This is a genomic window from Alkalispirillum mobile (genome assembly GCF_003664325.1).
GTDB lineage: Bacteria > Pseudomonadota > Gammaproteobacteria > Nitrococcales > Halorhodospiraceae > Alkalilimnicola > Alkalilimnicola mobilis.
On the sequence record NZ_RCDA01000001.1, the window covers coordinates 1,022,592 to 1,045,811 of the forward strand.

At 68.4% G+C, this 23,220-nt stretch carries 14 protein-coding genes; 10 read left to right on the forward strand and 4 right to left on the reverse strand.

The window, feature by feature from the left end; translation table 11 throughout:
• Positions 1 to 99: 99 nt before the first annotated feature.
• The gene (gene smc, locus DFR31_RS04745; protein ID WP_121441483.1) at positions 100 to 3,603 is read right to left on the reverse strand and encodes a chromosome segregation protein SMC; all 3,504 of its coding nucleotides are present in this window, start codon (positions 3,601 to 3,603) and stop codon (positions 100 to 102) included.
• An 82-nt stretch (positions 3,604 to 3,685) separates the two neighbouring features.
• Between smc and queF the strand changes: the two genes are divergently transcribed.
• Positions 3,686 to 4,075: a preQ(1) synthase gene (queF, locus tag DFR31_RS04750; RefSeq protein WP_121441484.1), complete on the forward strand. Its 390-nt coding sequence runs from the start codon at positions 3,686 to 3,688 to the stop codon at positions 4,073 to 4,075.
• A 4-nt stretch (positions 4,076 to 4,079) separates the two neighbouring features.
• On the opposite strand, the gene DFR31_RS04755 is transcribed toward queF, so the two are convergent.
• The gene (locus DFR31_RS04755) at positions 4,080 to 4,517 is read right to left on the reverse strand and encodes a host attachment protein (RefSeq protein WP_170153593.1); all 438 of its coding nucleotides are present in this window, start codon (positions 4,515 to 4,517) and stop codon (positions 4,080 to 4,082) included.
• A gap of 226 nt (positions 4,518 to 4,743) precedes the next feature.
• Between DFR31_RS04755 and gluQRS the strand changes: the two genes are divergently transcribed.
• The 4 genes from gluQRS to acs all read left to right on the forward strand — a co-directional run bounded on the left by gluQRS (position 4,744) and on the right by acs (position 12,526).
• Entirely contained in the window at positions 4,744 to 5,652 is a 909-nt protein-coding gene (gene gluQRS, locus DFR31_RS04760; RefSeq protein WP_245971086.1) for a tRNA glutamyl-Q(34) synthetase GluQRS, read from the forward strand.
• Positions 5,653 to 5,933: 281 nt separating this feature from the next.
• Complete coding sequence (locus DFR31_RS04770; RefSeq protein WP_121441488.1) at positions 5,934 to 8,849, forward strand: sensor histidine kinase; 2,916 nt, start codon at positions 5,934 to 5,936, stop codon at positions 8,847 to 8,849.
• A gap of 40 nt (positions 8,850 to 8,889) precedes the next feature.
• A complete protein-coding gene (locus tag DFR31_RS04775) occupies positions 8,890 to 10,251 on the forward strand; it encodes a sigma-54-dependent transcriptional regulator (protein WP_121441489.1) in 1,362 nt (453 codons plus the stop codon).
• Between the two features lie 337 nt (positions 10,252 to 10,588).
• Positions 10,589 to 12,526, forward strand: coding sequence for an acetate--CoA ligase (gene acs / locus DFR31_RS04780; RefSeq protein WP_121441490.1), 1,938 nt, complete (start codon positions 10,589 to 10,591; stop codon positions 12,524 to 12,526).
• A 119-nt stretch (positions 12,527 to 12,645) separates the two neighbouring features.
• On the opposite strand, the gene DFR31_RS04785 is transcribed toward acs, so the two are convergent.
• On the reverse strand, positions 12,646 to 13,227 hold the full coding sequence (locus DFR31_RS04785) for a tetratricopeptide repeat protein (RefSeq protein ID WP_121441491.1): 582 nt from the start codon (positions 13,225 to 13,227) through the stop codon (positions 12,646 to 12,648).
• Between the two features lie 10 nt (positions 13,228 to 13,237).
• On the reverse strand, positions 13,238 to 15,343 hold the full coding sequence (locus DFR31_RS04790) for a sodium:solute symporter family protein (protein WP_121441492.1): 2,106 nt from the start codon (positions 15,341 to 15,343) through the stop codon (positions 13,238 to 13,240).
• Positions 15,344 to 15,675: 332 nt separating this feature from the next.
• Here DFR31_RS04790 and DFR31_RS04795 point away from each other — a divergent pair, with 332 nt between their 5' ends.
• The 5 genes from DFR31_RS04795 to DFR31_RS04815 all read left to right on the forward strand — a co-directional run bounded on the left by DFR31_RS04795 (position 15,676) and on the right by DFR31_RS04815 (position 23,214).
• Entirely contained in the window at positions 15,676 to 17,553 is a 1,878-nt protein-coding gene (locus tag DFR31_RS04795; RefSeq protein WP_170153594.1) for a putative nucleotidyltransferase substrate binding domain-containing protein, read from the forward strand.
• A gap of 146 nt (positions 17,554 to 17,699) precedes the next feature.
• Positions 17,700 to 18,071 carry a response regulator transcription factor gene (locus DFR31_RS04800; RefSeq protein ID WP_121441494.1) on the forward strand — a complete coding sequence of 124 codons (372 nt, stop codon included), beginning with the start codon at positions 17,700 to 17,702 and terminating at the stop codon, positions 18,069 to 18,071.
• A gap of 24 nt (positions 18,072 to 18,095) precedes the next feature.
• Positions 18,096 to 20,216, forward strand: coding sequence for a 3'-5' exonuclease (locus DFR31_RS04805; protein WP_121441495.1), 2,121 nt, complete (start codon positions 18,096 to 18,098; stop codon positions 20,214 to 20,216).
• Positions 20,217 to 20,228: 12 nt separating this feature from the next.
• Positions 20,229 to 20,465: a hypothetical protein gene (locus DFR31_RS04810; protein WP_121441496.1), complete on the forward strand. Its 237-nt coding sequence runs from the start codon at positions 20,229 to 20,231 to the stop codon at positions 20,463 to 20,465.
• A complete protein-coding gene (locus tag DFR31_RS04815) occupies positions 20,458 to 23,214 on the forward strand; it encodes a sensor histidine kinase (RefSeq protein ID WP_121441497.1) in 2,757 nt (918 codons plus the stop codon). Before DFR31_RS04810 ends, DFR31_RS04815 begins: the two co-directional genes overlap by 8 nt.
• The last annotated feature ends 6 nt before the right edge of the window (positions 23,215 to 23,220 follow it).

The window sequence follows — 23,220 nt, forward strand, 5'->3', positions numbered from 1 at the left end:
CTGGGCATGGGTTTCAGCGCCTTGCGGCGCCTATTTCAAATGACACTTTATACGCTGCCGCGGCGTCTTTGAACCGGCAGCGAGCGGGGAATTAAAGCATCAGACCTCGGCCAGTTCCACCGCCTCGGCCACGTCCACCGCCACCAGGCGCGAGACGCCGGGCTCGTGCATGGTCACCCCTACCAGGTGCGAGACCGCCTCCATGGTGGTCTTGTTGTGGGTAATGACGATGAACTGGACCTGCTGCGACATCTCCTTGACCATCTCGCAGAAGCGCCCCACGTTGGCCTCGTCCAGCGGCGCATCCACCTCGTCGAGCATGCAGAACGGCGCCGGGTTGAGGTTGAAGATGGCGAAGACCAGCGCCACGGCGGTGAGCGCCTTCTCGCCGCCGGAGAGCAGGTGGATGTTGGTGACCCGCTTGCCCGGGGGCTGGGCCATGACCGCCACGCCGGTGGCCAGCAGGTCGTCGTCGGTGAGCTCCAGGTAGGCGCGACCGCCCCCGAACAGTCGCGGGAAGAGGCGCTGCACCCCCTGATTGACCTGCTCAAAGGTGTCGCGGAAGCGCGCCCGGGTCTCCCGGTCAATGCGGCGGATGGCGCTCTCCAGGGTCTCCAGCGCCTCGACCAGGTCGTCGTACTGGGCGTCGAGGTACTGCTGGCGCTCCTCCAGGGCGGCGCACTCGTCGATGGCGGCCAGGTTGACGGTGCCCAGCCGGGCGATGCGCCGCCCCAGCTGCTCCAGGCGCTTCTCCCAGTCCGCCACCTCGGCGCCCTCGGGCAGGCGCGAGGCGACCACCTCCAGGTGCTCGCCCAGTTGTTCCAGCTCGGCGGCCTCCCGGCGCTGCAGCACGCGGTACTCCTGGGCGGTGATCCGCAGCCCCTCAAGCTCTTCGCGCAGGGTCTCGGTCTCCTGGGCGGCGGTCTGGCGGCGTTCGCTCCACTCGCGCAGTTTCTGCTCCAGGTTGGCCACGTGGTTGCGCGCCTCGGCCAGTTCCTGTTCCAGCTGGTGGCGGCGGTCCAGCAATTTGTCGCGCTCCCCCTCCAGGTCCTCGCCCGGGTCGTCCAGCCCCTCCAGGCCCTCGGCCAGTTCCTCGCGCCGGTCCAGCAGCCGCTGGTGCTGGGCCTGCAGCCGCTCCAGCCCCTCGCGCAGGGCCTGACGGGCGGTGGTGGCATTCTCCAGCTTCAGGGAAATCTCGTGGCGGGCCTCGCGGCACTGGCGCAGTTGCTCCTGGGCATCGTCCACCGCCGCCTCCAGGGCGTGGCGCTCATCGTCCAGCGCCGCGCCCCGCTCCGCCTGGGCCTCCACCCGGGCGGCGGCCTCGGCCAGGCGCGCCTGGGCGCCGTCCATCTCCTCGACGACGGTCTCGCGCTCCTCGCGCAGTTCAATCTGTTGCTGGTGCAGGGCCTCGCGCCGTTCCCGGGCCGCCTCCAGGGCGTCGCGGCGGTGCTCGACGCGCGCCTGCAGGTCCGCCTGGCGGCGCTGCAGGGGGGCGCTGCGCTGCTGCAGCGCCTCGCGCTCCTCCTCCAGGCTCTGGATGGCCACCTTGACCCGCTCGTGCGCTTCTTCCTGTTCCGCCAGCCGTGCCTCGCCCTCGGCCACCTGCTCGCGCAGCTGGTGGATCTCCCGCTCGCGGGCGATCACGCCCCGCTCCGCATCGTCCCCGGCGCGCAGGCGCAGCCAGTTGGGCCCCAGCCAGACGCCGTCCGGGGTGATGAAGGACTCGCCGGGGCCCAGTTCAGCGCGCCGGGCCAGGGCGGCAGGCAGGTCGTCGGCGCAGCGGATCCCGGCCAGGAGGGCCACGGCGCGGCCGTCATCGCGCACCTGGTCGCTCAACCAGGGGCCGGCCGCCCCGCCGGCGGTTGCCGAAACCGCACTGACCAGGGTCAGGTCGCCCTGCTCCGGCAACTCGCGGGCGGCGGCGTCCAGTTCTTCGGGCGCCACGCAGACCGCCTGCAGCCCTTCGGCCAGCACCGTCTCCACCGCCCGTTCCCAGCCCGGGGTGACGGTGAGCTGCTGGGCCAGCCGGGGCCGCTCCTGCCACTCGCGCGCACCCAGCCAGTCGTCCAGCGGGCCGCCGTCCTCGCCCAGGGCGGACTGCTGCAGGGTCTCCAGCGAGGCGAGCCGGGCGCGCTGCTGGTGCAGCTCACCGCGCAGCCGCTCTACCTGTTCGGCCAGTTCCGCGGCCTGGGCCCGGTCGTGGTCCAGGCGCTCGGCCACGTCGGCCTGGGCCTCATCCATGCCGGCCAGCTCCTCGGCCAGCTCGGTCTCTTCCTCTTCCAGTTCGACAATGGCCCGCTCCAGGCTGTAGAGGTCCTCGGCCTCGTACTCCTCGTCAAGCCGCTCCAGCCGGCGGGCCAGCTCGTCCGCGCGGCGCTCCAGGCCCTCGACCCGCACCTTCTCCACCTGCTCGGCGCGCTGGGCCTCGGCGCTCTCCCGCTGGAAGCCCTCGCGCGCCTCGCGCCAGGCCTCCAGCCGCTCGCGGGCGGTCTCCAGCGCCTCCTGGGCAAAGGCCTCGGACTGCGCCTGCTCCTCCTGCTCCGGCTCCAGGTCGGCCAGGCGCTCCTCCAGCAGTTCGAGCTTCTCCCGGTCCTGGGTCAGGCTGTCCTCCAGTTCCTGGACCTGGGCTTCGCTGTCGCGCAGTTCCCGCAACTGCTTGTCGCGCAGTTCCCGGCGGTGGCTGATCTGCTGCTCGATGCGGGCGATCTCGCTGCCCACGCCATAGTAATCCGCCTGGATCGAGTTGAGCCGATCGCCGGCCTCGCCTTGGGTAGCGCGCACCGCCTCGATCTCCCGCTCGGCCTGGCGCTGGGTGGCCAGGGCGAACTCCCGGGCGTTGACCTTGGCCGAGATGACGGCTTCCTGCTCCTCCAGCTGGGCCTTGAGGCTGGCCTGGCGCAGGGTGATCAGCTCGGCCCGGGTATCCCGTTCTTCCTGCTTGAGCTCACGGTACCGGCGGGCCACCTCGGCCTGGCGACGCAGCTTGTCCAGCTGGCGGCGCACCTCCTCACGCACGTCCTCCAGCCGCTCCAGGTTCTCGCGGGTGTCGCGGATGCGCCGCTCGGTCTCGCGCCGGCGCTCCTTGTAGATGGAGATGCCGGCCGCCTCCTCCAGGTAGACGCGGAGTTCCTCCGGCTTGGCCTCGATCACCCGGGAGATCATCCCCTGCTCGATGATGGTGTAGCCGCGCGGCCCCAGGCCGGTGCCCAGGAAGACGTCGGTGATGTCCTTGCGCCGGCAGCGGGTGCCGTTGAGGAAGTACTGGGACTGACCCTCGCGGTTGACCTGGCGGCGGACGGCGATCTCCGCGTACTGGGCGTACTGCCCGCCCAGACGGCCGTCGCTGTTGTCGAAGATCAGCTCCACGGAGGCGTGGCTGACCGGCTTGCGGCCGGTGGAGCCGTTGAAGATGACGTCAGCCATGGACTGGCCGCGCAGGTGGCGGGCAGAGCTCTCGCCCATCACCCAGCGCACCGCATCAATGATGTTGGATTTGCCGCAGCCATTCGGCCCCACCACCGCCACCAGGTCGCCGGGCATGGCCACCTGGGTGGGGTCCACGAAGGACTTGAAGCCGGAGAGTTTGATCTTCTTCAGTCGCATCAGGCGATCGGTGGCGGCTGCGGTTACAATGGGCGGCCATTATAGTCCTCCCATCGCATCTGAACAGGAGCCACCAGCGCCGATGAGCACTCAGCCCAGCAAAGAACTGGAGACCTTCCCCAACCCCCGGCCGGAGCGGGACTTCGTGCTGCACATGCGGGTGCCGGAGTTCACCTGCCTCTGCCCGAAGACCGGGCAGCCGGACTTCGCCACCATCTATCTGGACTACGTGCCGGACGAGCGTTGCGTGGAGTTGAAGTCGCTGAAGCTCTACATGTGGTCGTTCCGCGACCAGGGCGCGTTCCACGAGGCCATCACCAACGAGATGCTGGATGACCTCGTGCGCGCCACCGCGCCTCGCTACATGAAGGTGACCGCCGAGTTCTACGTCCGTGGCGGCATCTACACCACGGTGGTCGCGGAACACCGCAAGCCGGGCTGGCAGCCCGAACCGAAGGTGGAGCTGGCCTGACGGCTCAGAGCAGCGCGTCCACGGTCCGGGTAATGGCCTCCAACGGCTCCCGGGTGACGTTCTTGGTTACCTCGTGGGCGACCCGCTCCCGGGTCTCGTCGTCCAGGGCCTTGCGCAACAGCCCGAGGAACTTCGGCTCCGCCACCAGGATCAGCTCCTCGTAGCGGTGACCGGTGCGCCCCCGCTCCAGTACGTGGGCCACCTCCCGGGCAAAGACCTGGGCCTCGCGCACCTTCGGGTCGGTGGGCTCTTCCGCCTCGCTGCTGGTGGCCGAATAGGACTCATCAAGGCGACCGGGGCGGTCCGACGCCAGGTCGCGCCGGTGCAGGCGTGACTCCGGGTGCGTCAGGGTCTCCACCTCCTGCAGCGCGCTGAATTTCTTCTCGCGGGCGAGAACGCGGGCGTTGCTGGCATCTGCTACGACGATCCAGTAGCGGGACATATCCACTCCCTCCTTGCTTGCCGCCCCGGAGTCGCCCGGGGCACTGAGTACGCTGCGCATCCCGGGCGCTTTGCTCTCGCGCCCGGTGCCAACCCCTTACTTAATGAGCTGAGGCCCTGCCTCGCCCTTTTCAAGGGCCGTTGCAGTCAGTTTATGCGGCTACCGGCAATCGGCTATGGTATCGGCGGCAAAGGTGCCGATTCTGCCAGCCACCGCGAGGCCACCCGTGACCGACTCGACCACGCTCCGCTACCGCACCCGCTTTGCCCCCAGCCCCACCGGGCCGCTCCACTTCGGCTCGCTGGTGGCGGCGCTGGGCAGCTACGTGCGGGCCCGGCGCCAGGGCGGCGAGTGGCACCTGCGCATCGACGACCTGGACCCGCCGCGGGAGCAACCCGGCGCGGCCGACGCCATCCAGCAGAGCCTGCAGGCGCACGGCCTGCACTGGGATGGACCGGTGGTCTTCCAGTCCACCCGTTCGGCCGCCTACGAGGCGGCCCTGGCGCAACTGCGCGCCGCGGACCGCGCCTACCCCTGCGGCTGTACCCGGCGCGAGATCATGGCGGTGGCGCGCAGAGGCCCCAATGGCCCGGTCTACCCCGGGACCTGCTCCGACGGCCTGCCGCCGGGCCGCGAAGCCCGCGCCTGGCGGCTGCGCTGCGACCACGCCCCGCTCCATTTCGATGACGCGCTGCAGGGGCCACAGAGCTGCGACCCGGCGGCGACCATCGGCGATTTCATCATCCGCCGGGCCGACGGCTACTGGGCCTACCACCTGGCCTGCGCCGTGGATGACGGGGAATACGGCTTCACCGAGGTGGTCCGTGGCGCCGACCTGCTCTGGTGCACACCGCCGCAGATCCTGCTACAGCGGGCACTGGGACTACCCACCCCGCGCTACCTGCACCTGCCCGTGGCGGTGAACGCCGAGGGGCAGAAGCTGAGCAAGCAGAGCCACGCCCCGCCGCTGGACAATAACCGGGCCGCACACAACCTGGTGCAGGCGGCCCGCTTTCTGGGCCAACAGCCGCCCGCGGACCTGGCCCGGACCGGGCCCGGCGCGGTGCTGACGTGGGCCCTGGAAACGTGGGACGAGGCGCTGATCCCCCGCCAGCAGCACCAGGCACCGGCGTAGGCCCGGCGCCCTTGGGCAAATCCGACGCGCCGTGCTACCTTAAGTAACAAACGATGAGACGGGGTGACCCAACCCTGCCGCGGAGGAGGAGTACATGCCTGGGACGCTTGACCCGAGGGCGCGGGGAAACAGTGTGATACTCGGCCTGCTGGCCGTATTCCTGTTGTGCACGCCGTTCGCCACCTGGTGGCTCAGCCAGACGCCACCGTGGTACCTGCCCTTCCTCGCCTGGGCGGTCGTCCTGGTGCTCTGCTGGCTGGTGGTCAGAAAGCTCAGACCGCATGGACTTTAACCTCAGCACGCTCTTTTTCAGCGCGGCGGCCTACCTGCTGTTGCTGTTCGTGATCGCCTACGGCACGGAGCGCGGCTGGCTGCCGCGTGCCGTGGCGCACCACCCGGTGTTCTACGTGCTCGCACTGGGGGTTTACGCCACCACCTGGAGCTTTTACGGCAGCGTGGGCTTCGCCGAGCGCTACGGCATCGCCTACCTGCCCATCTACCTGGGCGCCACCATCGCGTTCCTGCTCACGCCGGTTCTGCTGATGCCGCTGCTGCGCCTGGCGCGTGACCAGCAGCTGACCTCGCTCTCGGACGTGTTCGCCTTCCGCTACCACAGCCAGGCGGCCGGGGTGCTGGTCACGCTGGTGATGCTGACCGGCATCCTGCCCTACATCGCCCTGCAGATCCGGGCGGTGGCCGAGTCCAGCCAGTGGTTGGCGGGGGGCGAGACAACGGTGCACTTCCTGGCGGTGGTGTTCTGCATCACCGTGGCGGTGTTCGCCATCATCTTCGGCGCCCGCCACGTCACCCCGCGGGAAAAGCACACCGGCCTGGTGGTGGCCATCGCTTTCGAGTCGCTGGTCAAACTGGCCGCCCTGCTGGTGATCGCCTGGGTGGCCATGAGCCTGGCCTTCGACGGCCCCATCGGCCTGAACCGCTGGCTGGCGGACAACCCGGAACGACTGGAGGCCTTCTACCAGCCGGCGCTGGACGGCCCCTGGATGAGCCTGCTGTTCCTGGCCTTCGCCGCGGCCTTCCTGCTGCCGCGCCAGTTCCACATGATCTTCACCGAGAACCTCAAGCCGGGCAGCCTGCTCAAGGCCAGCTGGGGGTTCCCGGCCTACCTGCTGGCCCTGTCCATCTGCATCCCCCCGATCCTCTGGGCCGGCCAGGTGCTGCAGCCGGGGACGGGCCCCGAGTACTACGTGCTGGGCATCGCCGTGCTCAGCGACTCGCCGCTGCTGGTGATCATTACCTACCTGGGCGGCATCTCGGCGGCCAGCGCCATGATCATTATCTCCACCCTGGCGCTCGCCTCGATGACGCTGAACCACCTGGTGCTGCCGCTGACCCGGGCTCGCCCGCGCCAGGACCTGGACCTGTACGCCACCCTGCGCTGGACCCGGCGGGCGCTAATCGCGCTGATGATCGCCGCCGGTTACTACTTCTTCCTGATGCTCGACCCGGGCGAGGGGCTGGTGGACTGGGGCCTGATCTCCTTTCTGGCCATGGCGCAGTTCATCCCGGGGGTGGTGGGCGTGCTCTGGTGGGCCCGGGCCAATGTCTGGGGGTTCATCGCCGGACTGCTCGGCGGCACGCTGGTCTGGCTGGACGCGCTGTTTCTGCCGGCGCTGGTGGGCACCGAGCCCTTCTTTTTGCTCGGCTTCCCCACGGCGCCGGAGTCACCGACCGACATCTACGGGCTGGCCACCTTCTGGTCGCTGTCGTTCAACGCCCTGCTGTTCGCCGCCGTCTCCACCCTTACCCCACAGACCGGGCCGGAGCGCCAGGCTGCGGAGGCCTGCCGCGACCTGGGCCACCCGATGACCTTCGGCACCCTGGTGGCCGACTCGCCGGCGCAGTTCGTGGTGCAGCTGGCCCCGGTCACCGGCGACGAGGCCGCCCGCGCCGAGGTGGGCAAGGCGCTGAACGACCTGGGACTGGACTGGACCGAGAACCGCCCGGACCGACTCAAGCACCTGCGCGATCAGATCGAGCGCAACCTCTCCGGCATGATGGGCCCGGTGCTGGCGCGCATGATCGTGGACGAGCGCCTGGAGCTGGACCACTCCGTCAGCCCCGCCCATACCCAGAACATCCGCCAGATCGAGGAGCGGCTGGAGTCCTCCAGCAGCCGCTTCCGCGGGCTGACCGCGGAGCTGGACCGGTTGCGCCGCTACCACCGGCAGATCCTCGAGGACCTGCCCCTGGGGGTAATCACGGTGACGGCCAACCAGCGCATCGTCCGCTGGAACACCGCCATGCAACAACTCACCGGCATCCCCGCCGCCGACGCCCTGGGCAACCGGCTGGAGGACCTGCCGGAGCCCTGGGGTCGGCTGCTGGGCCGCTTCATCGCCTTCGGTCAGCCCCACGCCCACGACCAGGCGCAGGTGCCCGGCGACGGTACCCGCTGGCTGAGCCTGCACCGGACCCGCATCGGCGAGCCCGGCAAGGGCCGCACCAACGACAGCCTGATGCTGGTGGAGGACGTGACCGAGCTGCGGGTGCTGGAGCGGGAGCTGGCCCACAGTGAGCGGCTGGCCTCCATCGGCCGGCTGGCAGCCGGCGTGGCCCACGAGATAGGCAACCCGGTGACCGGCGTCGCCTCGCTGGCGCAGAACCTGCGCGAGGAGGACGACCCGGCGCTGGTGCGCGAGAGCGTGGAGCAGATCCTGGAGCAGACCCGCCGGATCAGTAACATCGTGCACACCCTGGTGAGCTATGCTCACGCCGGCGGCACCGAGGAGGCCCCGCCCGACCCGGTGAGCCTGCGCGAGGCCGCCGACGAAGCCCGCCAGGTGATGGTACTGAGCCGGCGCGGCAAGGAGATGGAATTCGACAACCGCATCCCCGAGCACCTGGAGGTACTGGGGGACGGCCAGCGGCTGGTGCAGGTGTTCGTCAACCTCTTCTCCAACGCCGCCGACGCCTGCGAACAGCAGGGCCGGCTGGTGCTCACCGCTCGCGAGCGCGGCGACCGGATCATCGTGCGGGTGGCGGACAACGGGCCGGGCATCCCCGCCTCGGCCCTGAAGAAGGTGCTGGACCCCTTCTACACCACCAAGCCGGCGGGCCAGGGCACGGGCCTCGGCCTGCCGCTGGTCTACAACATCATCACGGATCACGGCGGCACCCTGGACATCGAGTCCGATGTGGGCGGGACCACCGTCACCCTGGAGTTCCCGTCGCCGTAGGGGCGATCAGCGACGCCCGGGACACAATGGAGGTAATCAGATGGCGCAACTGCTGATCATCGAGGACGAGGCGGTCATCCGCTCGGCGCTGCGGCGCCTGCTGACCCGGAACGGCTACCGGGTGGCGGAGGCGGAGTCGCTGGAGGAGGCCAAGGAGGGCCACCGCTTCGCCGACTACGACCTGATCATCGCCGACCTGCGGCTGCCCGGCGAACCCGGCACCGGGGTCATCCCGCTGGCCGGCGAGGTGCCGGTCATCATCATGACCAGCTACGCCAGCGTGCGCTCGGCGGTGGAGGCCATGCGCGAGGGGGCGGTGGACTACATCGCCAAGCCCTTCGACCACGACGAGCTGCTGCTCACCGTGGACAAGGTGCTCAAGGATCACCGTCTGCAGCGCCAGAACGCCGCACTCAAGGCGGACATCCAGCGCGACTACCCGGTGAGCGGGATCATCGGCGAATGCCAGGCGATGCAGGATGTCTTCCAGCGCATCCACAAGGTGGCCCCCACCGACACCTCGGTGCTGATCCTGGGCGAATCCGGCACCGGCAAGGAGCTGGTGGCCCGCGCCGTGCACGAGCAGAGCGCCCGCAAGGACGGGCCGCTGATCGCTGTCAACTGCGCCGCCATCCCGGACAGCCTGATCGAGGCGGAGCTGTTCGGTCACGAAAAGGGGGCCTTCACCGGGGCGGTGGGGGCGCGCCAGGGGCTGGTGGAGTCCGCCGACGGCGGCACCCTGTTCCTGGACGAGATCGGCGAGCTGCCCATGCAGGCCCAGGGGCGACTGCTGCGGGTGTTGCAGGAGGGGGTCATCCGCCGGGTCGGGGCGTCGCGGGAGCGCCAGGTGGATGTGCGCCTGCTGGCGGCCACCCACCGCGACCTGCAGGCACTGGTCAACGAGGGCCAGTTCCGCGAGGACCTGTTCTTCCGCATCGACGTGATGGAGATCCGCCTGCCCCCGCTGCGCGAACGCGAGGGCGACATCCCGGTGCTGGCCCAGGTCCTGCTAGAGAAGATCTGCAAGCGGCTCAACCGACCTGCACTGCAGCTGTCCGGGGAGGCGCTGGCGGCGATCAGCGACTACCATTGGCCGGGTAACGTCCGGGAACTGGAGAACACCATTGAGCGGGCCGTGATCCTCTGCGAGGGCGAGACCATTACCGCCGAGCAGCTGACCCTGCCCCGCCGCCGGTCGCCGGAGGGCGGGGAGACGCCGCCCTCCGGCGGCGGTGCGCCCAGCGGCAAGCCGGATCTGTCGCTGGAGGATTACTTCCGCGAATACGTCCTGGCCAACCAGGACCAGATGACAGAGACGGCATTGGCCAAGGGGCTGGGCATAAGTCGCAAGGCGCTCTGGGAAAAACGCCAGCGCCTCGGGATCCCCCGGCCGAGAAAATAATGTTTTATAATGTTAGGGTTAGGAGATCGGCGGCACTGCGCCATTTCAAAACATGGCGTGGAAAGCGTTACCATAATGCCGCCAGCGGGCAGCAGGCCCGCACAGAGCAGAAAGAAGTACGGCTGAGCCCACGAGGGGCTGCGCGCTCGACGGTCACCCGGCCGCTCCGACAGACGAATTGGGCGGCATTGAGCCGGTCAATTGGTCAGTCCAAAAGGGGGCGTAATACCAGGGCGCCGCGCAGTGCTCGGCCATAACCACGAATCAGGCTGTAAGCCGGTGTTTTTCGGCCCCGACGGGCCATCAGCAACAATTCAAAACTGGGAGGAGATCCAGTATGTCCAACGCGAAGGTCTACCCCGTACCCGACGATATCCGCAAGAACGCGCACATCACCAAAGAGACCTACCAGGAGATGTACCAGCGTTCCCTGGACGACCCGGAGGGTTTCTGGGGTGAGCAGGCCGAGAAGTTCCTCGACTGGTTCAGCAAGTGGGACAAGGTTTACCACTCCGACCTGAAGAACGGCGACATCCGCTTCTTCGAGGGCGGCAAGATGAACGTCGCGCACAACTGCCTGGACCGCCACCTGGAGAAGCGCGGCGACCAGACCGCCATCATCTGGGAAGGCGACGACCCCAACAACTCCGAGCACATCACCTACAAGGACCTGCACGAGCGGGTCTGCCGCCTGGCCAACGCCATGAAGGCCCGCGGCGTCAAGAAGGGTGACCGCGTCTGCATCTACCTCCCGATGATCCCCGAGGCGGCCGTGGCCATGCTGGCCTGCGCCCGCATCGGCGCCATCCACTCCATCGTGTTCGGCGGCTTCTCCCCGGACGCGCTGAAGGACCGCATCCAGAACGCCGACTGCGAGACCGTCATCACCGCCGACGAGGGCGTGCGCGGCGGCCGCAACGTGGCCCTGAAGTCCAACGCCGACAAGGCCCTGGAGAGCTGCCCCGACGTCAAGAACGTCTTCGTGGTCAAGCGCACCGGCGGCGACATCGACTGGAAGGACGGCCGCGACATCTGGTACCACGAGGCCGTGGCCGACGTCTCCGCCGACTGCCCCGCCGAGCAGATGGACTCGGAGGATCCGCTGTTCATCCTCTACACCTCCGGCTCCACCGGTAAGCCCAAGGGCGTGCAGCACTGCTCCGCCGGCTACCTGCTGGGCGCGGCCATGACCCACAAGTACGTCTTCGACTACCAGGAAGGCGAGGTCTACTGGTGCACCGCCGACGTGGGCTGGGTCACCGGCCACAGCTACATCGTCTACGGCCCGCTGGCCAACGGCGCCACCACCCTGATGTTCGAGGGCGTGCCCACCTACCCGGACGCCTCCCGCTGCTGGGACGTGGTGGACAAGCACAACGTCTCCATCTTCTACACCGCCCCCACCGCGCTCCGCGCACTGATGGGCCAGGGCGACGAGTACGTCACCAAGACCAGCCGCAAGAGCCTGCGCATCCTGGGCACGGTCGGTGAGCCCATCAACCCGGAGGCCTGGGAGTGGTACTACAAGGTGGTCGGCGACAGCCGCTGCCCGATCGTGGACACCTGGTGGCAGACCGAGACCGGCTCCATCCTGATCGCGCCGCTGCCAGGCGCGACCGACCTGAAGCCGGGTTCCGCCACCCTGCCCTTCTTCGGCGTGGAGCCGGCCCTGGTGGACGCCGAGGGCAAGGAGCTGGAAGGCGCCTGCGACGGCAACCTGGTCATCAAGCGCGCCTGGCCGAGCATGATGCGTACGGTCTACGGTGACCACAAGCGCTTCATGGAGACCTACCTGTCGGCCTACCCGGGCATGTACTTCACCGGTGACGGCGCCCGTCGGGACGAGGACGGCTACTACTGGATCACCGGCCGTGTGGACGACGTCATCAACGTCTCCGGTCACCGCATGGGCACCGCCGAGGTGGAGAGCGCCCTGGTGCTGCACGACTCGGTGGCCGAGGCCGCGGTGGTCGGCTATCCGCACGACATCAAGGGGCAGGGCATCTACGCCTACGTCACCCTGATGGCCGGCGTGGAACCCACCGACGAGCTCAAGAAGGAGCTGGTGAAGCTGGTCTCCAACGAGATCGGCCCGATCGCCAAGCCCGACGTCATCCAGTGGGCCCCGGGCCTGCCCAAGACCCGCTCCGGCAAGATCATGCGCCGCATCCTGCGCAAGGTCGCCGCCAACGAGCTGGACAGCCTGGGCGACACCAGCACCCTGGCCGACCCGACCGTGGTCGACAACCTGATCGAGGATCGGGAAACCAAGTAAGCCTGCGCCCCTCAGGGGCCAGCTTACTGGCAGAACCGGCCGCCCCCAGGGGCGGCCGGTTTTTTTGTGCCCGCATCAGCAGCGCCGTCCGGGCGGAGCGGGCACCGGGGTACCACCCGTCACTGGCGCCAGGGGCGTTGTGCGCCGTCCTCCTCGGGCTGCAGGAGCTGGCGCTCCTCCTCCGGCAACTCGAACTGGTGGCGCAGGTAGTCGGCCCGGTCGGCGATGGTGGGGGGCGGGTCCGCCTGCAGGCGGATGAAGCGGGTGAACCAGCCGGGGCCATCGGCAAGGTCCGGGTTCATGACCAGGGCGCGCTCGTAGTCGTGCAAAGCGGCCAGGTGCTCGCCCATGCGATCGTGAAGGATACCCCGGTTGGCGTAGTTACCGGCGAAGTCCGGCTCCCGCTCGATGGCCTGGTTGAGCTTGGCCAGCGCCTGTTCGTGCTCCCCCTGCTCCAACAGCGCCAGGGCCAGGCCGCGCAGGGCGTGCACGTGCCCGGACTCGGCGTCCAGCGCCTCGCGGTAGCGCTGCTCGGCCCGCTCCAGGTGGCCGTCGGAGAAGGCCCGGTCCCCGGCGAGCGCGGCGTTATCCCCCGGCCCACGCTGGCTGAGCACGCCGTCGTAGACCGTCCAGCCAACCCACAGCAGGGCCAGCAGCACCGCTGTCCACTTGAAGAACCGGTAATGACGCTCGTCGATCACGGGGCAGCCCTCAGGACGGGCGGTGGACGTCCAGGCGGATGTCCTCGTCCTCTTCCTCGGCCAGCACCTCCACCTCCTTGCGCGGGACGGTGCTCAGTTCCATCCGGTAGGCCAGGAAGTAGAGCAGCAGACAGCCGGCCGCCCAGAAGAGGAGCTGCCAGACCCAGATGGAGGGCAGCCCGAACACCGGCGACTGGGGATAACCGAACAGTGTGTTGCCGATGATCGTGCCCGGCCCCACCGCGAAGAAGAACCAGCCGATGGTCAGGATCCAGGCCACCGGAACCAGATGGCGCTTTTCCGCCGGCAGGCCCGCGTGCTCCTGCAGGAACTGGTGGTAGACCATGCGGTGCTCGGTCTCGGCGCGGTTCTGGGTCAATGCCGAGACGATGATCGCGGTGCCCAGGTTGAAAAGGATCCCCCAGCCGGCGGAGTGCAGCGTCCAGGGCCAGCGCCCCCAGAGATCCATCCCCAGGGCGCCCAGCAACTGCACCCCTATGTTCTCGGTGAGCGTGACCACCACCAGACCGACGATCAGACCGGCCACCACCCCCTGCCGGGTCAGCCAGGGCCAGAAACACAACCCGATCAGTGCCGGCCACATCTGGAAGCCGTAGGCCACCGCCAGCCCACCCAGCAGCACCAGGGCATCCGTGGCCAGGGTGGCGGTGAGCAGGGCCGCGGCGACGATCAGCAGCACGAAGACCCGCCCCCAGAACTTCTGCGTAGCGTGGTCCGCCTCCGGCATCAGGTAGCGGCGCAGGATATCTCGGGTGATCATCCCCCCGGAGGTGGACATGTAGGCCGCGCCGGTGGACTGCATAGCGGCCAGGGCGCAGACCGCCAGAAGTCCCACCAGCCAGGGCGCCCCCACCTCGAGCAGGCTGATCATCTGGGGGACCAGCGCGGGGTCACCGCCACCGTGATCCCTCAGGTCCACCCAACCGTGGTCGCCGGCCAGATCCACCGTCTCCCCCGGGCCGGTGGCCTGCAGCGCCGCCAGCCCCGATTCGATGCGCGCCTCCACCGCCTCGCGGGAGAGTTCCGGCTCGGCGGTGGCGATCAGCCCCCGCTGCAGCACCACCCGGTCGCGGCTGTCGAACAGGTCCGGGTTGTCAGCGGTAAACCCCAGGTTCGCCCCCAGCATGTGCCCGCCCATGCCCTGGAAGGCGGTAAAGGTAAACAGGATCAGCCCGATGCCCACCGCGGAGGCCCACACCTGCTGCGGAGCGAAGGGACGCGGGTTGGCGTTGGAGAAGGCCCACATGGTGAAGGCGGGGCTGGACTGGATGCCCATCAGCGCGAACATGTAGGTGAGGATCATCAGCCCGGTCCAGGCGCCGCCGCTGGCCGAGGGCCCGTCACTGACGAACTGGATCACCCCGGGCACCGCCACGTAACCGCTCAACCCGGCCGGGGTGACGTACTCGCCCCGTTCCACGGACTGCTCGCTGAGCCGGGCGATCCCCTCCATGAACACACCCCAACTGCCGATGAAGTAGATGGCCACCCCGCCAACGATGACGATGCCCCCGGCCAACAGCACCGCCTGCAGCGCATCCACGTAGGCCACCGCCCGCAGCCCGCCGGAGGCCACGTAGAAGACGATGATGGCCGAGAGCAGCCACATGCCCACTTCCACGCCCAGCATGCCGTCGGTGAGCACGTTGAACAGGAAGCCGGAGGCGCGCAGCTGCACCCCCAGGTAGGGGATGGCGAAGATCAACGCCACCAGCACGATGAGGATGCGCAGGGTGTCGGACTTGTAATAGGTGGCGAACATCTCGCCGGGGGTCACGAAGCCCCAGCGCTTGCCAATCATCCACTGCCGTTTCAGGAACAGCAGCCCGGTGAAGGGGATGGTAATGGCGTAAAAGGAGGCGTAGGCGTATTGCAGCCCGTCCTGGTAGATCAGCCCGGGATGGCCGATGAAGGTCCAGCCGGAGAAGGAGGTGGCCGTGGCGGCCAGGATGAACACCCACATGGACACGCTGCGCCCGGCCACGAAGTAATCGGTAGCCGTGCGCGCCTCCATGGCGCCGCGGACGCCCCAGAACACGCAGTAACCCCAGTAGAGGGCCACGAAGATGAACAGCCATACTGCCTTCGCCTCCATCTACGGGTGCTCCCCCCACTGGCGCTGTCCGGCTCCCTCTGCCTGCATGCTCCGCTTCATCTGTGGGCACGGGCCGCCGGACATCCGGCAGTACCCGCAAAAAGTGGCTACCCTTTAGGGGAGCGAGAATCATGCCACCGGCCGTGCGGGATTGATCCCTTTCACTTTCAGCTTGTTAGCGCCGCCTGGCTGCCCATCCACCGGCCTCCCGTTGGCGCAAGTGCTACCTTGGGTAACGATGCCTTGTGTACCCGCGTAACGCGGCGTGCTTTGGACAAAACCGGGCGAGAATGCGATATTTTCCAAACGGCTCAACCAACGCGGAGACCAGCATGGCCGAGCGCGCCATCGAACCCACGCCGCCCGACATCCACGAACTGGCCCGGAGCCGCCCGCTGCACCACATGGATCCGGCGGCGCTGTCCACGCTGATCCAGGGCGCCGAGATTCGCCGCGCCGAGCCCGGCGACACCCTGTTCCGCCTCGGTGACACCGACCCCAAGGCGCTGTTCGTGCTGTTGGAGGGGGCCGCCGACCTGGTCTACCCCAGCGGCGAGACCGCACTGCGGGAGGCCATCTGCCTGCTGGGCATCTCCAGCTACCTGGACAACCAGCCCTATTCCGCCACGGCCGTGGTAACACGGCCGGCACAGTTGGCGGTGGTCCCGTTCGAGCGCATCCACACCCTGAGTGCCAAGCATCCCGGCCTGCACGATGCGCTGGAGCAGGTCATCACCCAGCGCATCCGGGCACGCAGCTACGCCAACCAGGCCCCCACCGGCGCACTGGCACGCCCGGCCCGCACGGCCATGAACAGCCCCCTGGCCACCTGCCGGGGCAGCGACACCCTGATGGCCGTGCACAGCGAAATGCAGGCCCGCTGCATCGGCTCCATGGGCGTCATGGACGACCAGGGCGGGTTGCTCGGGCTGGTCACCGCGCCCGACATGGCCCACGCCGTGCTGGGCACCGGCTACCCGCCCTCGGCGCCGGTCAGTAGCATCACCCGGCCCACCATCCCGATCACCCCGGACACCCCGCTCTGGCGCGCCGAGGCCCTGCAGTCCGAGCTGCGCCAGAAGTACCTGGTGGTGATGGACGAAGGCAAACCGGCCGGCATGCTCTCGCAGACCAACATCCTGCGTGCGCTGCTGATGCAGGAGAGCACGGCCCTGGAGTTGGCCTGGAATGCGGCCAACCTCAAGCAGCTGCAACGGCTCTACCGGGATATCGGCAAGGTGGTGCGCGATGCCTTCGAGAGCCACCGCGATGCCAGCCAGGCGGCCTGGGTGATCAGCGAGTTCCACCTGGCCCTGCAGCGCCGCTGCATCGACCTCACGCTGGAGGAGATCCAGCGCGAGGGCCACGGCACCGCACCGCGCGCCTACGCCCTGGTCATCATGGGTTCCGGGGGCCGGCGGGAGATGCTGTTCGAGCCGGACCAGGACAACGGCATCATCATCGATGATGCCCCGGGCCCCCTCTCCGACGAGGAGAAGCAGTGGTTCCAGACCTTCTGCGACCGGGTCAACGTCAATCTCGGCGAGGTGGGCTACGCGATCTGCCCCGGCGAGATCATGGCCCGCAACCCGGCCTACCAGAAGACCCTGTCCGAGTGGCAGGCCAGTTTCAGCCGGGCCGCCCAGTACCCGGGCAGCAAGGCGGCCCGCTGGTGCAATATCGTGCTGGACTTCGAGCTGCTGTACGGCGAGGACCGGCTGGTGGATGCGCTCTGGCGCCACGTGCTGGAGGCCCTGCCGGCCCACCCCCGGGCGCTCCGGGCCCTGGCCATGGATGACGCCGAGGGGCGGCCACCGCTGGGGCTGTTCAACCGGCTGGTGACGCCCGACCGGGGCCCCAACCGCGGCAAGATCGACATCAAGCGCCAGGGGCTGCGGATTATCGCCAACTGCGCCCGGGTGCACGCGGTGGGCTCCGGCATCCAGGAGACCAATACCCGGGGCCGGGTACAAGCGCTGGTCCGTCAGGGCGTACTCAGCCCGGACGCCGCCGAGTCGGTCATTGCCGCCCACGAGGACCTGCTGGACCTGCTGCTGGCCCACCAGCTGTCCCAGTGCGAGGCCGGCACGCCATTGGACAAAGAGGTGGCCGTGGACGATCTGCATCCGCTGGCCCGACGGAGCCTCACCCTGACCATGCGGGTGGTCAAACGTTTTCAGGAGAACATGCACGCCCGGTTCGGGGCCTGATCCGCCCCCTCGGGGGCACCCGCATTTTCATGTCGAAAAAGCCAGGTACAATTAAAGGGTACGGGCCCACCGCCAGAGCGCTTTCGTCTATCGGGACGACCATAGCCGAACAAAACAACTGGGCCGTGACCGGAGGAGCTGCACACATGCCGAAACGCATTCTCATCGTCGACGACGAGGCCAACATCGTCCTGTCGCTTGAATTCCTCATGAAGCAGGCCGGGTACGAGGTCGAGACCGCGACCGACGGTGACGAAGCGCTGGAGGCCCTGAAGGAGCAGAAGCCGGACCTGGTGCTGCTGGACGTCATGATGCCGCGCAAGAACGGCTACGAGGTCTGCGAGGCCATCCGTGCCGATGACGACTGGAAGGACGTTCTGGTGATCATGCTCACCGCCAAGGGGCGTGACGTAGAGCGCGAGAAAGGCCTGTCCCTGGGCGCCGACGATTACATCACCAAGCCGTTTTCCACCCAGGAGGTCATCGACAAGGTGCGCGAACTCCTGGGCGAAGGCTGAGCCTTTCCGGTCGCGGCCCGCGTCGTGCCCCGTTCGCCCCGTCCGGTCCGCCCGCGCGCCCGGTTCTGGCTGTTCCTGCTGGTCCCGCTGGGCGTGCTGCTCGGCGCCCTGCTGGCGCTGGGCCACTACCTGTTGCCGCAACTCCCCGACGACCTGCAGCGCGGACGCGCCATCCTGGCGCTGGGCGCTTTCGGGCTCGGCTTCGGGGGGCTGCTGGCACTGATCTGGCTGGTGCTGGACCAGCGGCTGACCGCCGCCGTGGCCGCGGTCAGCCACGGGGCGGCCATCATGCGCCACAGCAATCCGGCCCATCGCATCGAGCTGAACGGCCCCCACCTGCTGGGTACGCTGCCCCACCGGGTCGAGGCCCTGGGTCGGGCCCTGTATGAATGCCGACTGGAGGTAGCCAAGGCGGTCACCGGCGACCCCCGCGGGCTGGAGGCGCAGAAGACCCGCCTGGAGGTGGTGCTGCAGGGGCTGCGCCAGGGGGTGATCGTCTGTGACGACCACGGCCGGATCATGCTCTACAACCCGGCCGCCCGGGCCATTCTCGACGACCCCCCGGAACTGGGGCTCTGCCGCCCCATCGGCGACCTGCTCGCCCCCGCTCCGCTGGAACACAGCCTGGAGCAACTGCGCCACAGCCGTGCCACCCCCGGCGACGGCAGCGAGAGCACCGAGTTCGTCTGCGCGACCCGCGACCAGGACCGCCTGCTCCACTGCAAGCTCGCCCTGCTGCCCGCCAGCGGGCCGCTGCAGTCCGCCTTCGTGCTCACCCTCGACGACATCACCCACGAGTTGCGCGGCATGGCCGAGCGCGAGCAGCGGTTGAACGCGGCGCTGGAGGCCATGCGCACCCCCCTGGCCAGCCTGCTCGCCGCCGCCGACAGCCTCGACCAGGTGGCGTCGATGACCGGCGACCAACGCCGGGCCTTCGAGCAGCTGTTACGGGGAGAGAGCCACACCCTGAATGAGCAGTTCCAGCAACTGGCGGAGGAGGCCCAACGCTTCGTCTCGCCCCCCTGGGTGATGGCGGACCTCTACACCAGCGACCTGCTGGGCAGTGTGACGCGACGGGCCGGCCACCGGCTGCCCCGGGTGCGGGAGATCGGACTGCCGCTCTGGGTGCACGCCGAGGGCCACGCCATCGGCCTGGTACTGGAGCACCTGCTGGCGCGCCTGGCTGCGGAACAGGGGGTGGAGGACATCACGGTAGAGGCCCTGATGGGGGACCAGCGGGTCTACCTGGACCTGAGCTGGACCGGCGAACCGGTCAGCAGCGAACGGCTGGATCAGTGGCTGGACGCCCCCCAACCGGAACTGGCCGGCGAGCTGCCCGCCCGGGCCGTGCTCGAGCGCCATCACAGTGTGGCGTGGAGCCGCTCGCTGGATCACGGCCGGGCCTGCCTGCGCCTGCCCTTGCCCGCCTCTACCCGGCAATGGTGCCCGCCAGCCCCGCCGGAAACCGGCACGGATGCCTTTTACGACTTCTCGGTGGCGGAGCAGCCCGCCGATCTCGGCGCCTGGGCCGACCGGCCGCTGGACCAGCTCAACTGCGTCGTTTTCGACACCGAGACCACGGGGCTGTCACCGGCGCGGGGCCACGAAATCATCGCCATCGGGGCGGTGCGCCTGGTGAACGGTCGGGTAGTGCAGCACGAGTACTTCGAGGAACTGGTCCGGCCGCGCCGGGCCATCCCCGCCAGCGCCACCCGCATCCACGGCATCAGCGACGAGGACGTGGCCAGGGCGGCGGAGATCGGGCCGGTGCTGCAGCGCTTTCAGCGCTTTGTCGGCGAGGACACCGTCCTGGCCGCGCATAATGCGGCCTTTGACATGGGCTTTCTGCGCCGCGCCGAGGCGCGCGCCGACGTGTGTTTCCGCCAGCCGGTACTGGATACGCTACTCTTGTCGGTGTATTTGCACGACCATACCCCGGACCATACGCTGGAGGGTGTCGCCGAGCGCCTCGGGGTAGAAGTACAAAAGCGCCACAGCGCGCTGGCCGACGCGCGGGTCACCGCCGACATCCTCGCCCGGATGATCACCCTGCTACAGGAGCGGGGCATCCACACCCTGGGGCAGGCGGTGCGCGCCTCGGAACAGGTGGTGGCCGTGCGCAAACAGCAGGCCCGATTCCGATAGCAGGGAGCCCTCATGCAACGTACTGAGCGTATCGTGGCCTTGGCGCTGTTGGCCGCGCTGCTGTTCAACTACCCGCTGCTGTCGTTGTTCGCGCGGGACGGCTGGGTGTTCGGCCTGCCCGTGCTCTACGTCTACCTGTTCAGCTGCTGGCTGCTGGTGCTCCTCCTCACCGGGCTGGTGCTCAGGCGCCGGCGGCACGCCGCTGTGCCACCTCGCCAGGGCAATGGCAAGGACAGTGGGCATGTCTGAATGGCTGCTGGTCATCACCTCGTTCGGTTACGTCGGCCTGCTGTTCGCCATCGCCTACTCGGCGGACAAGCTCGGCGATACCGGCCGCTCCCTGGTCAACAACCCCTACGTCTACACCCTGTCCATCGCCGTCTACTGCACCGCCTGGACCTTCTACGGCAGCGTCGGCCGCGCCACCGAGACCGGGGTCTCGTTCCTGACCATCTACCTCGGTCCCACCCTGATGGCGGTGCTCTGGTGGCTGATCCTGCGTCGGATCATACGCATCAGCAAGCTGTACCGGATCACCTCCATCGCCGATTTCATCGCCTCGCGCTACGGCAAGTCCATGGCGTTGGGCGGGCTGGCCACCTTCATCGCCGTGGTGGGCATCACGCCCTACATCGCGCTGCAGCTCAAGGCGGTGTCCGACAGCTTCGTGGTGATGCTGAGCTTCCCCGACCCGGAGGTGGCCACCACGCCGCTGCGCTTCTGGGACGACAAGGCCTTCTGGGTGGCCGGGCTGCTGGCCATCTTCGCCATCCTCTTCGGCACCCGGCACATCGACGCCACCGAGCGGCTGGAAGGCATGGTGGTGGCCGTGGCCTTCGAGTCGGTCATCAAGCTGCTGGCCTTCCTTGCGGCCGGTTTCTTTGTCACCTTCATGCTCTTCGACGGCCCGCAGGCACTGTTCGAACAGGCCGCCGAGGTGGACCAGATCCGCGACCTGATGCTGCTCTCCAGCCTCCCCGGTGGTTACGTGAACTGGATGACGCTGACCGTGCTCTCGATGCTGGCCATCGTATTCCTGCCCCGGCAGTGGCAGGTCACGGTGGTGGAGAACGTCAACGAGGACCACCTGCGCACCGCGGCCTGGCTGTTCCCGCTCTACCTGCTGGTGATCAACCTGTTCGTGCTGCCCATCGCCTTTGCCGGCATGATCTACTTCGGCGAGGGCACGGTGAACCCGGACAGCTTCGTCCTGGCCCTGCCCCTGGCCGAGGGCTACGACTGGCTGGCGCTGTTCATCTACATCGGGGGCTTCTCGGCGGCCACCGGCATGGTCATCGTCGCCACCATCGCCCTGGCCATCATGGTCAGCAACGACCTGGTGGTGCCCGCGCTGCTGCGCATGCGCGGCTTTCAGCTGTCCGCCAACGCCGACCTGTCGCGATTTATCGTCAACCTCCGCCGGGTAATCATTTGCCTGATCCTGCTGCTCGGTTACGGCTACTACCTGCTGATCGCGGACACCTACGCGCTGGTCTCCATCGGCCTGATCTCCTTTGTCGCCGTGGCCCAGTTCGCCCCGCCGATCCTTATCGGGATCTTCTGGAAGGGGGCGAGCCGCAAGGGGGCCATGGCGGGGCTGATCGCCGGCTTCATCCTCTGGGGCTACACCCTGCTGCTGCCCTCCTTCGTGGACGCCGGGCTGATCTCCCGCGCACTGCTCGAGCACGGCCCGCTGGGCGTGGGGTGGCTGAACCCCTACGGCCTGTTCGGCCTCACCGACCTGGACCCGATCACCCACGCGGTGTTCTGGAGCCTGTTCGCCAACATCGGGTTGCTGGTGGGGGTCTCGCTCTTCGCCCGCCAGTCGGATATCGAACGCATCCAGGGCGCGCTGTTCGTGGACGTCTTCCTGCGCTCCGAGCGCGACACCCGCTTCTGGGAGGGGACCGCCACGGTGGGCGACCTGCAGGACCTGCTGGGCCGGTTCATCGGCCAGGAGCGGGCGCGCCAGACCTTCGCCAGCTACGCCGAAGAGCACGGCATCGCGCTCAGCGAGAGGGATCACGCCCGCCCCGAACTGGTCGGCTACGCCGAGCGCCTGCTCTCGGGCAGCATCGGCTCCGCCTCGGCGCGGGTCATGGTTTCGTCCATCATCAAGGGCGAGGCGCTCTCCTTCGAGGGGGTGATGGAAATCCTCGACGCCACCTCCCGCGCCATCGAGTACTCCCGGCGGCTGGAGCAGAAATCGCGGGAGCTGGAAAAGGCCACCGATGAGCTGCGCCGGGCCAACGAACGGCTGAAGGAGCTGGACCACCTGAAGGACGAGTTCGTCTCCATGGTCAGCCACGAGCTGCGGACTCCGCTCACCTCCATCCGCGCCTTCGGCGAGATACTGCTCAGCAACCCGGAGCTCGATGCCGAGCAGCGCAAGGAGTTCCTGCAGGTGGTGGTCAAGGAGAGCGAGCGGCTGACGCGGCTGATCAACCAGGTGCTGGATCTGTCCAAGATCGAGAGCGGCGCGGCCGAATGGCACCTGGAGACCCTGGACCTCAACCAGGTGGTGCACGAGGCCGCCGACGCCACCCGCCAGATCTTCAACGACACCCGGGTCGACCTGCAGGTGCACCTGCCCGATGAACCGATGATCATCAAGGGCGATCACGACCGGCTGATCCAGCTGGTCATCAATCTGCTGTCCAACGCGGCCAAGTTCACCGACGCGGATGACGGCCGGGTGGACCTGGTGGTCAAACCCGTTGACAATGAGTGGTTGGAACTTCGGGTGCAGGACAACGGCCCGGGCATCAGCGACGCGGAGCAGCGCAAGATCTTCGACAAGTTCCACCAGGTCAGCAGCCAACAGGCCGGCAAGCCCAAGGGCAGTGGTCTGGGGCTGGCCATCTGCAAACTGATCATGGACGCCCATTGGGGTGATATCCGGGTGGAGAGCCAGCCTGGCGAGGGCGCGACCTTCATCTGCGAGTTCCCCACCGCGGGCGGCGAACACTGCAACCTGGACCCCGAGGAGAAGTCCTGACTGGAC

What these genes read in the sequence shown, in the direction of transcription:
- smc (WP_121441483.1), bottom strand. Translation starts at nt 3,603, where the DNA reads ATGCGACTGAAGAAGATCAAACTCTCCGGCTTCAAGTCCTTCGTGGAC.
- queF (WP_121441484.1), top strand. Translation starts at nt 3,686, where the DNA reads ATGAGCACTCAGCCCAGCAAAGAACTGGAGACCTTCCCCAACCCCCGG.
- DFR31_RS04755 (WP_170153593.1), bottom strand. Translation starts at nt 4,517, where the DNA reads ATGTCCCGCTACTGGATCGTCGTAGCAGATGCCAGCAACGCCCGCGTT.
- DFR31_RS04770 (WP_121441488.1), top strand. Translation starts at nt 5,934, where the DNA reads ATGGACTTTAACCTCAGCACGCTCTTTTTCAGCGCGGCGGCCTACCTG.
- DFR31_RS04775 (WP_121441489.1), top strand. Translation starts at nt 8,890, where the DNA reads ATGGCGCAACTGCTGATCATCGAGGACGAGGCGGTCATCCGCTCGGCG.
- acs (WP_121441490.1), top strand. Translation starts at nt 10,589, where the DNA reads ATGTCCAACGCGAAGGTCTACCCCGTACCCGACGATATCCGCAAGAAC.
- DFR31_RS04790 (WP_121441492.1), bottom strand. Translation starts at nt 15,343, where the DNA reads ATGGAGGCGAAGGCAGTATGGCTGTTCATCTTCGTGGCCCTCTACTGG.
- DFR31_RS04795 (WP_170153594.1), top strand. Translation starts at nt 15,676, where the DNA reads ATGGCCGAGCGCGCCATCGAACCCACGCCGCCCGACATCCACGAACTG.
- DFR31_RS04800 (WP_121441494.1), top strand. Translation starts at nt 17,700, where the DNA reads ATGCCGAAACGCATTCTCATCGTCGACGACGAGGCCAACATCGTCCTG.
- DFR31_RS04810 (WP_121441496.1), top strand. Translation starts at nt 20,229, where the DNA reads ATGCAACGTACTGAGCGTATCGTGGCCTTGGCGCTGTTGGCCGCGCTG.
- DFR31_RS04815 (WP_121441497.1), top strand. Translation starts at nt 20,458, where the DNA reads ATGTCTGAATGGCTGCTGGTCATCACCTCGTTCGGTTACGTCGGCCTG.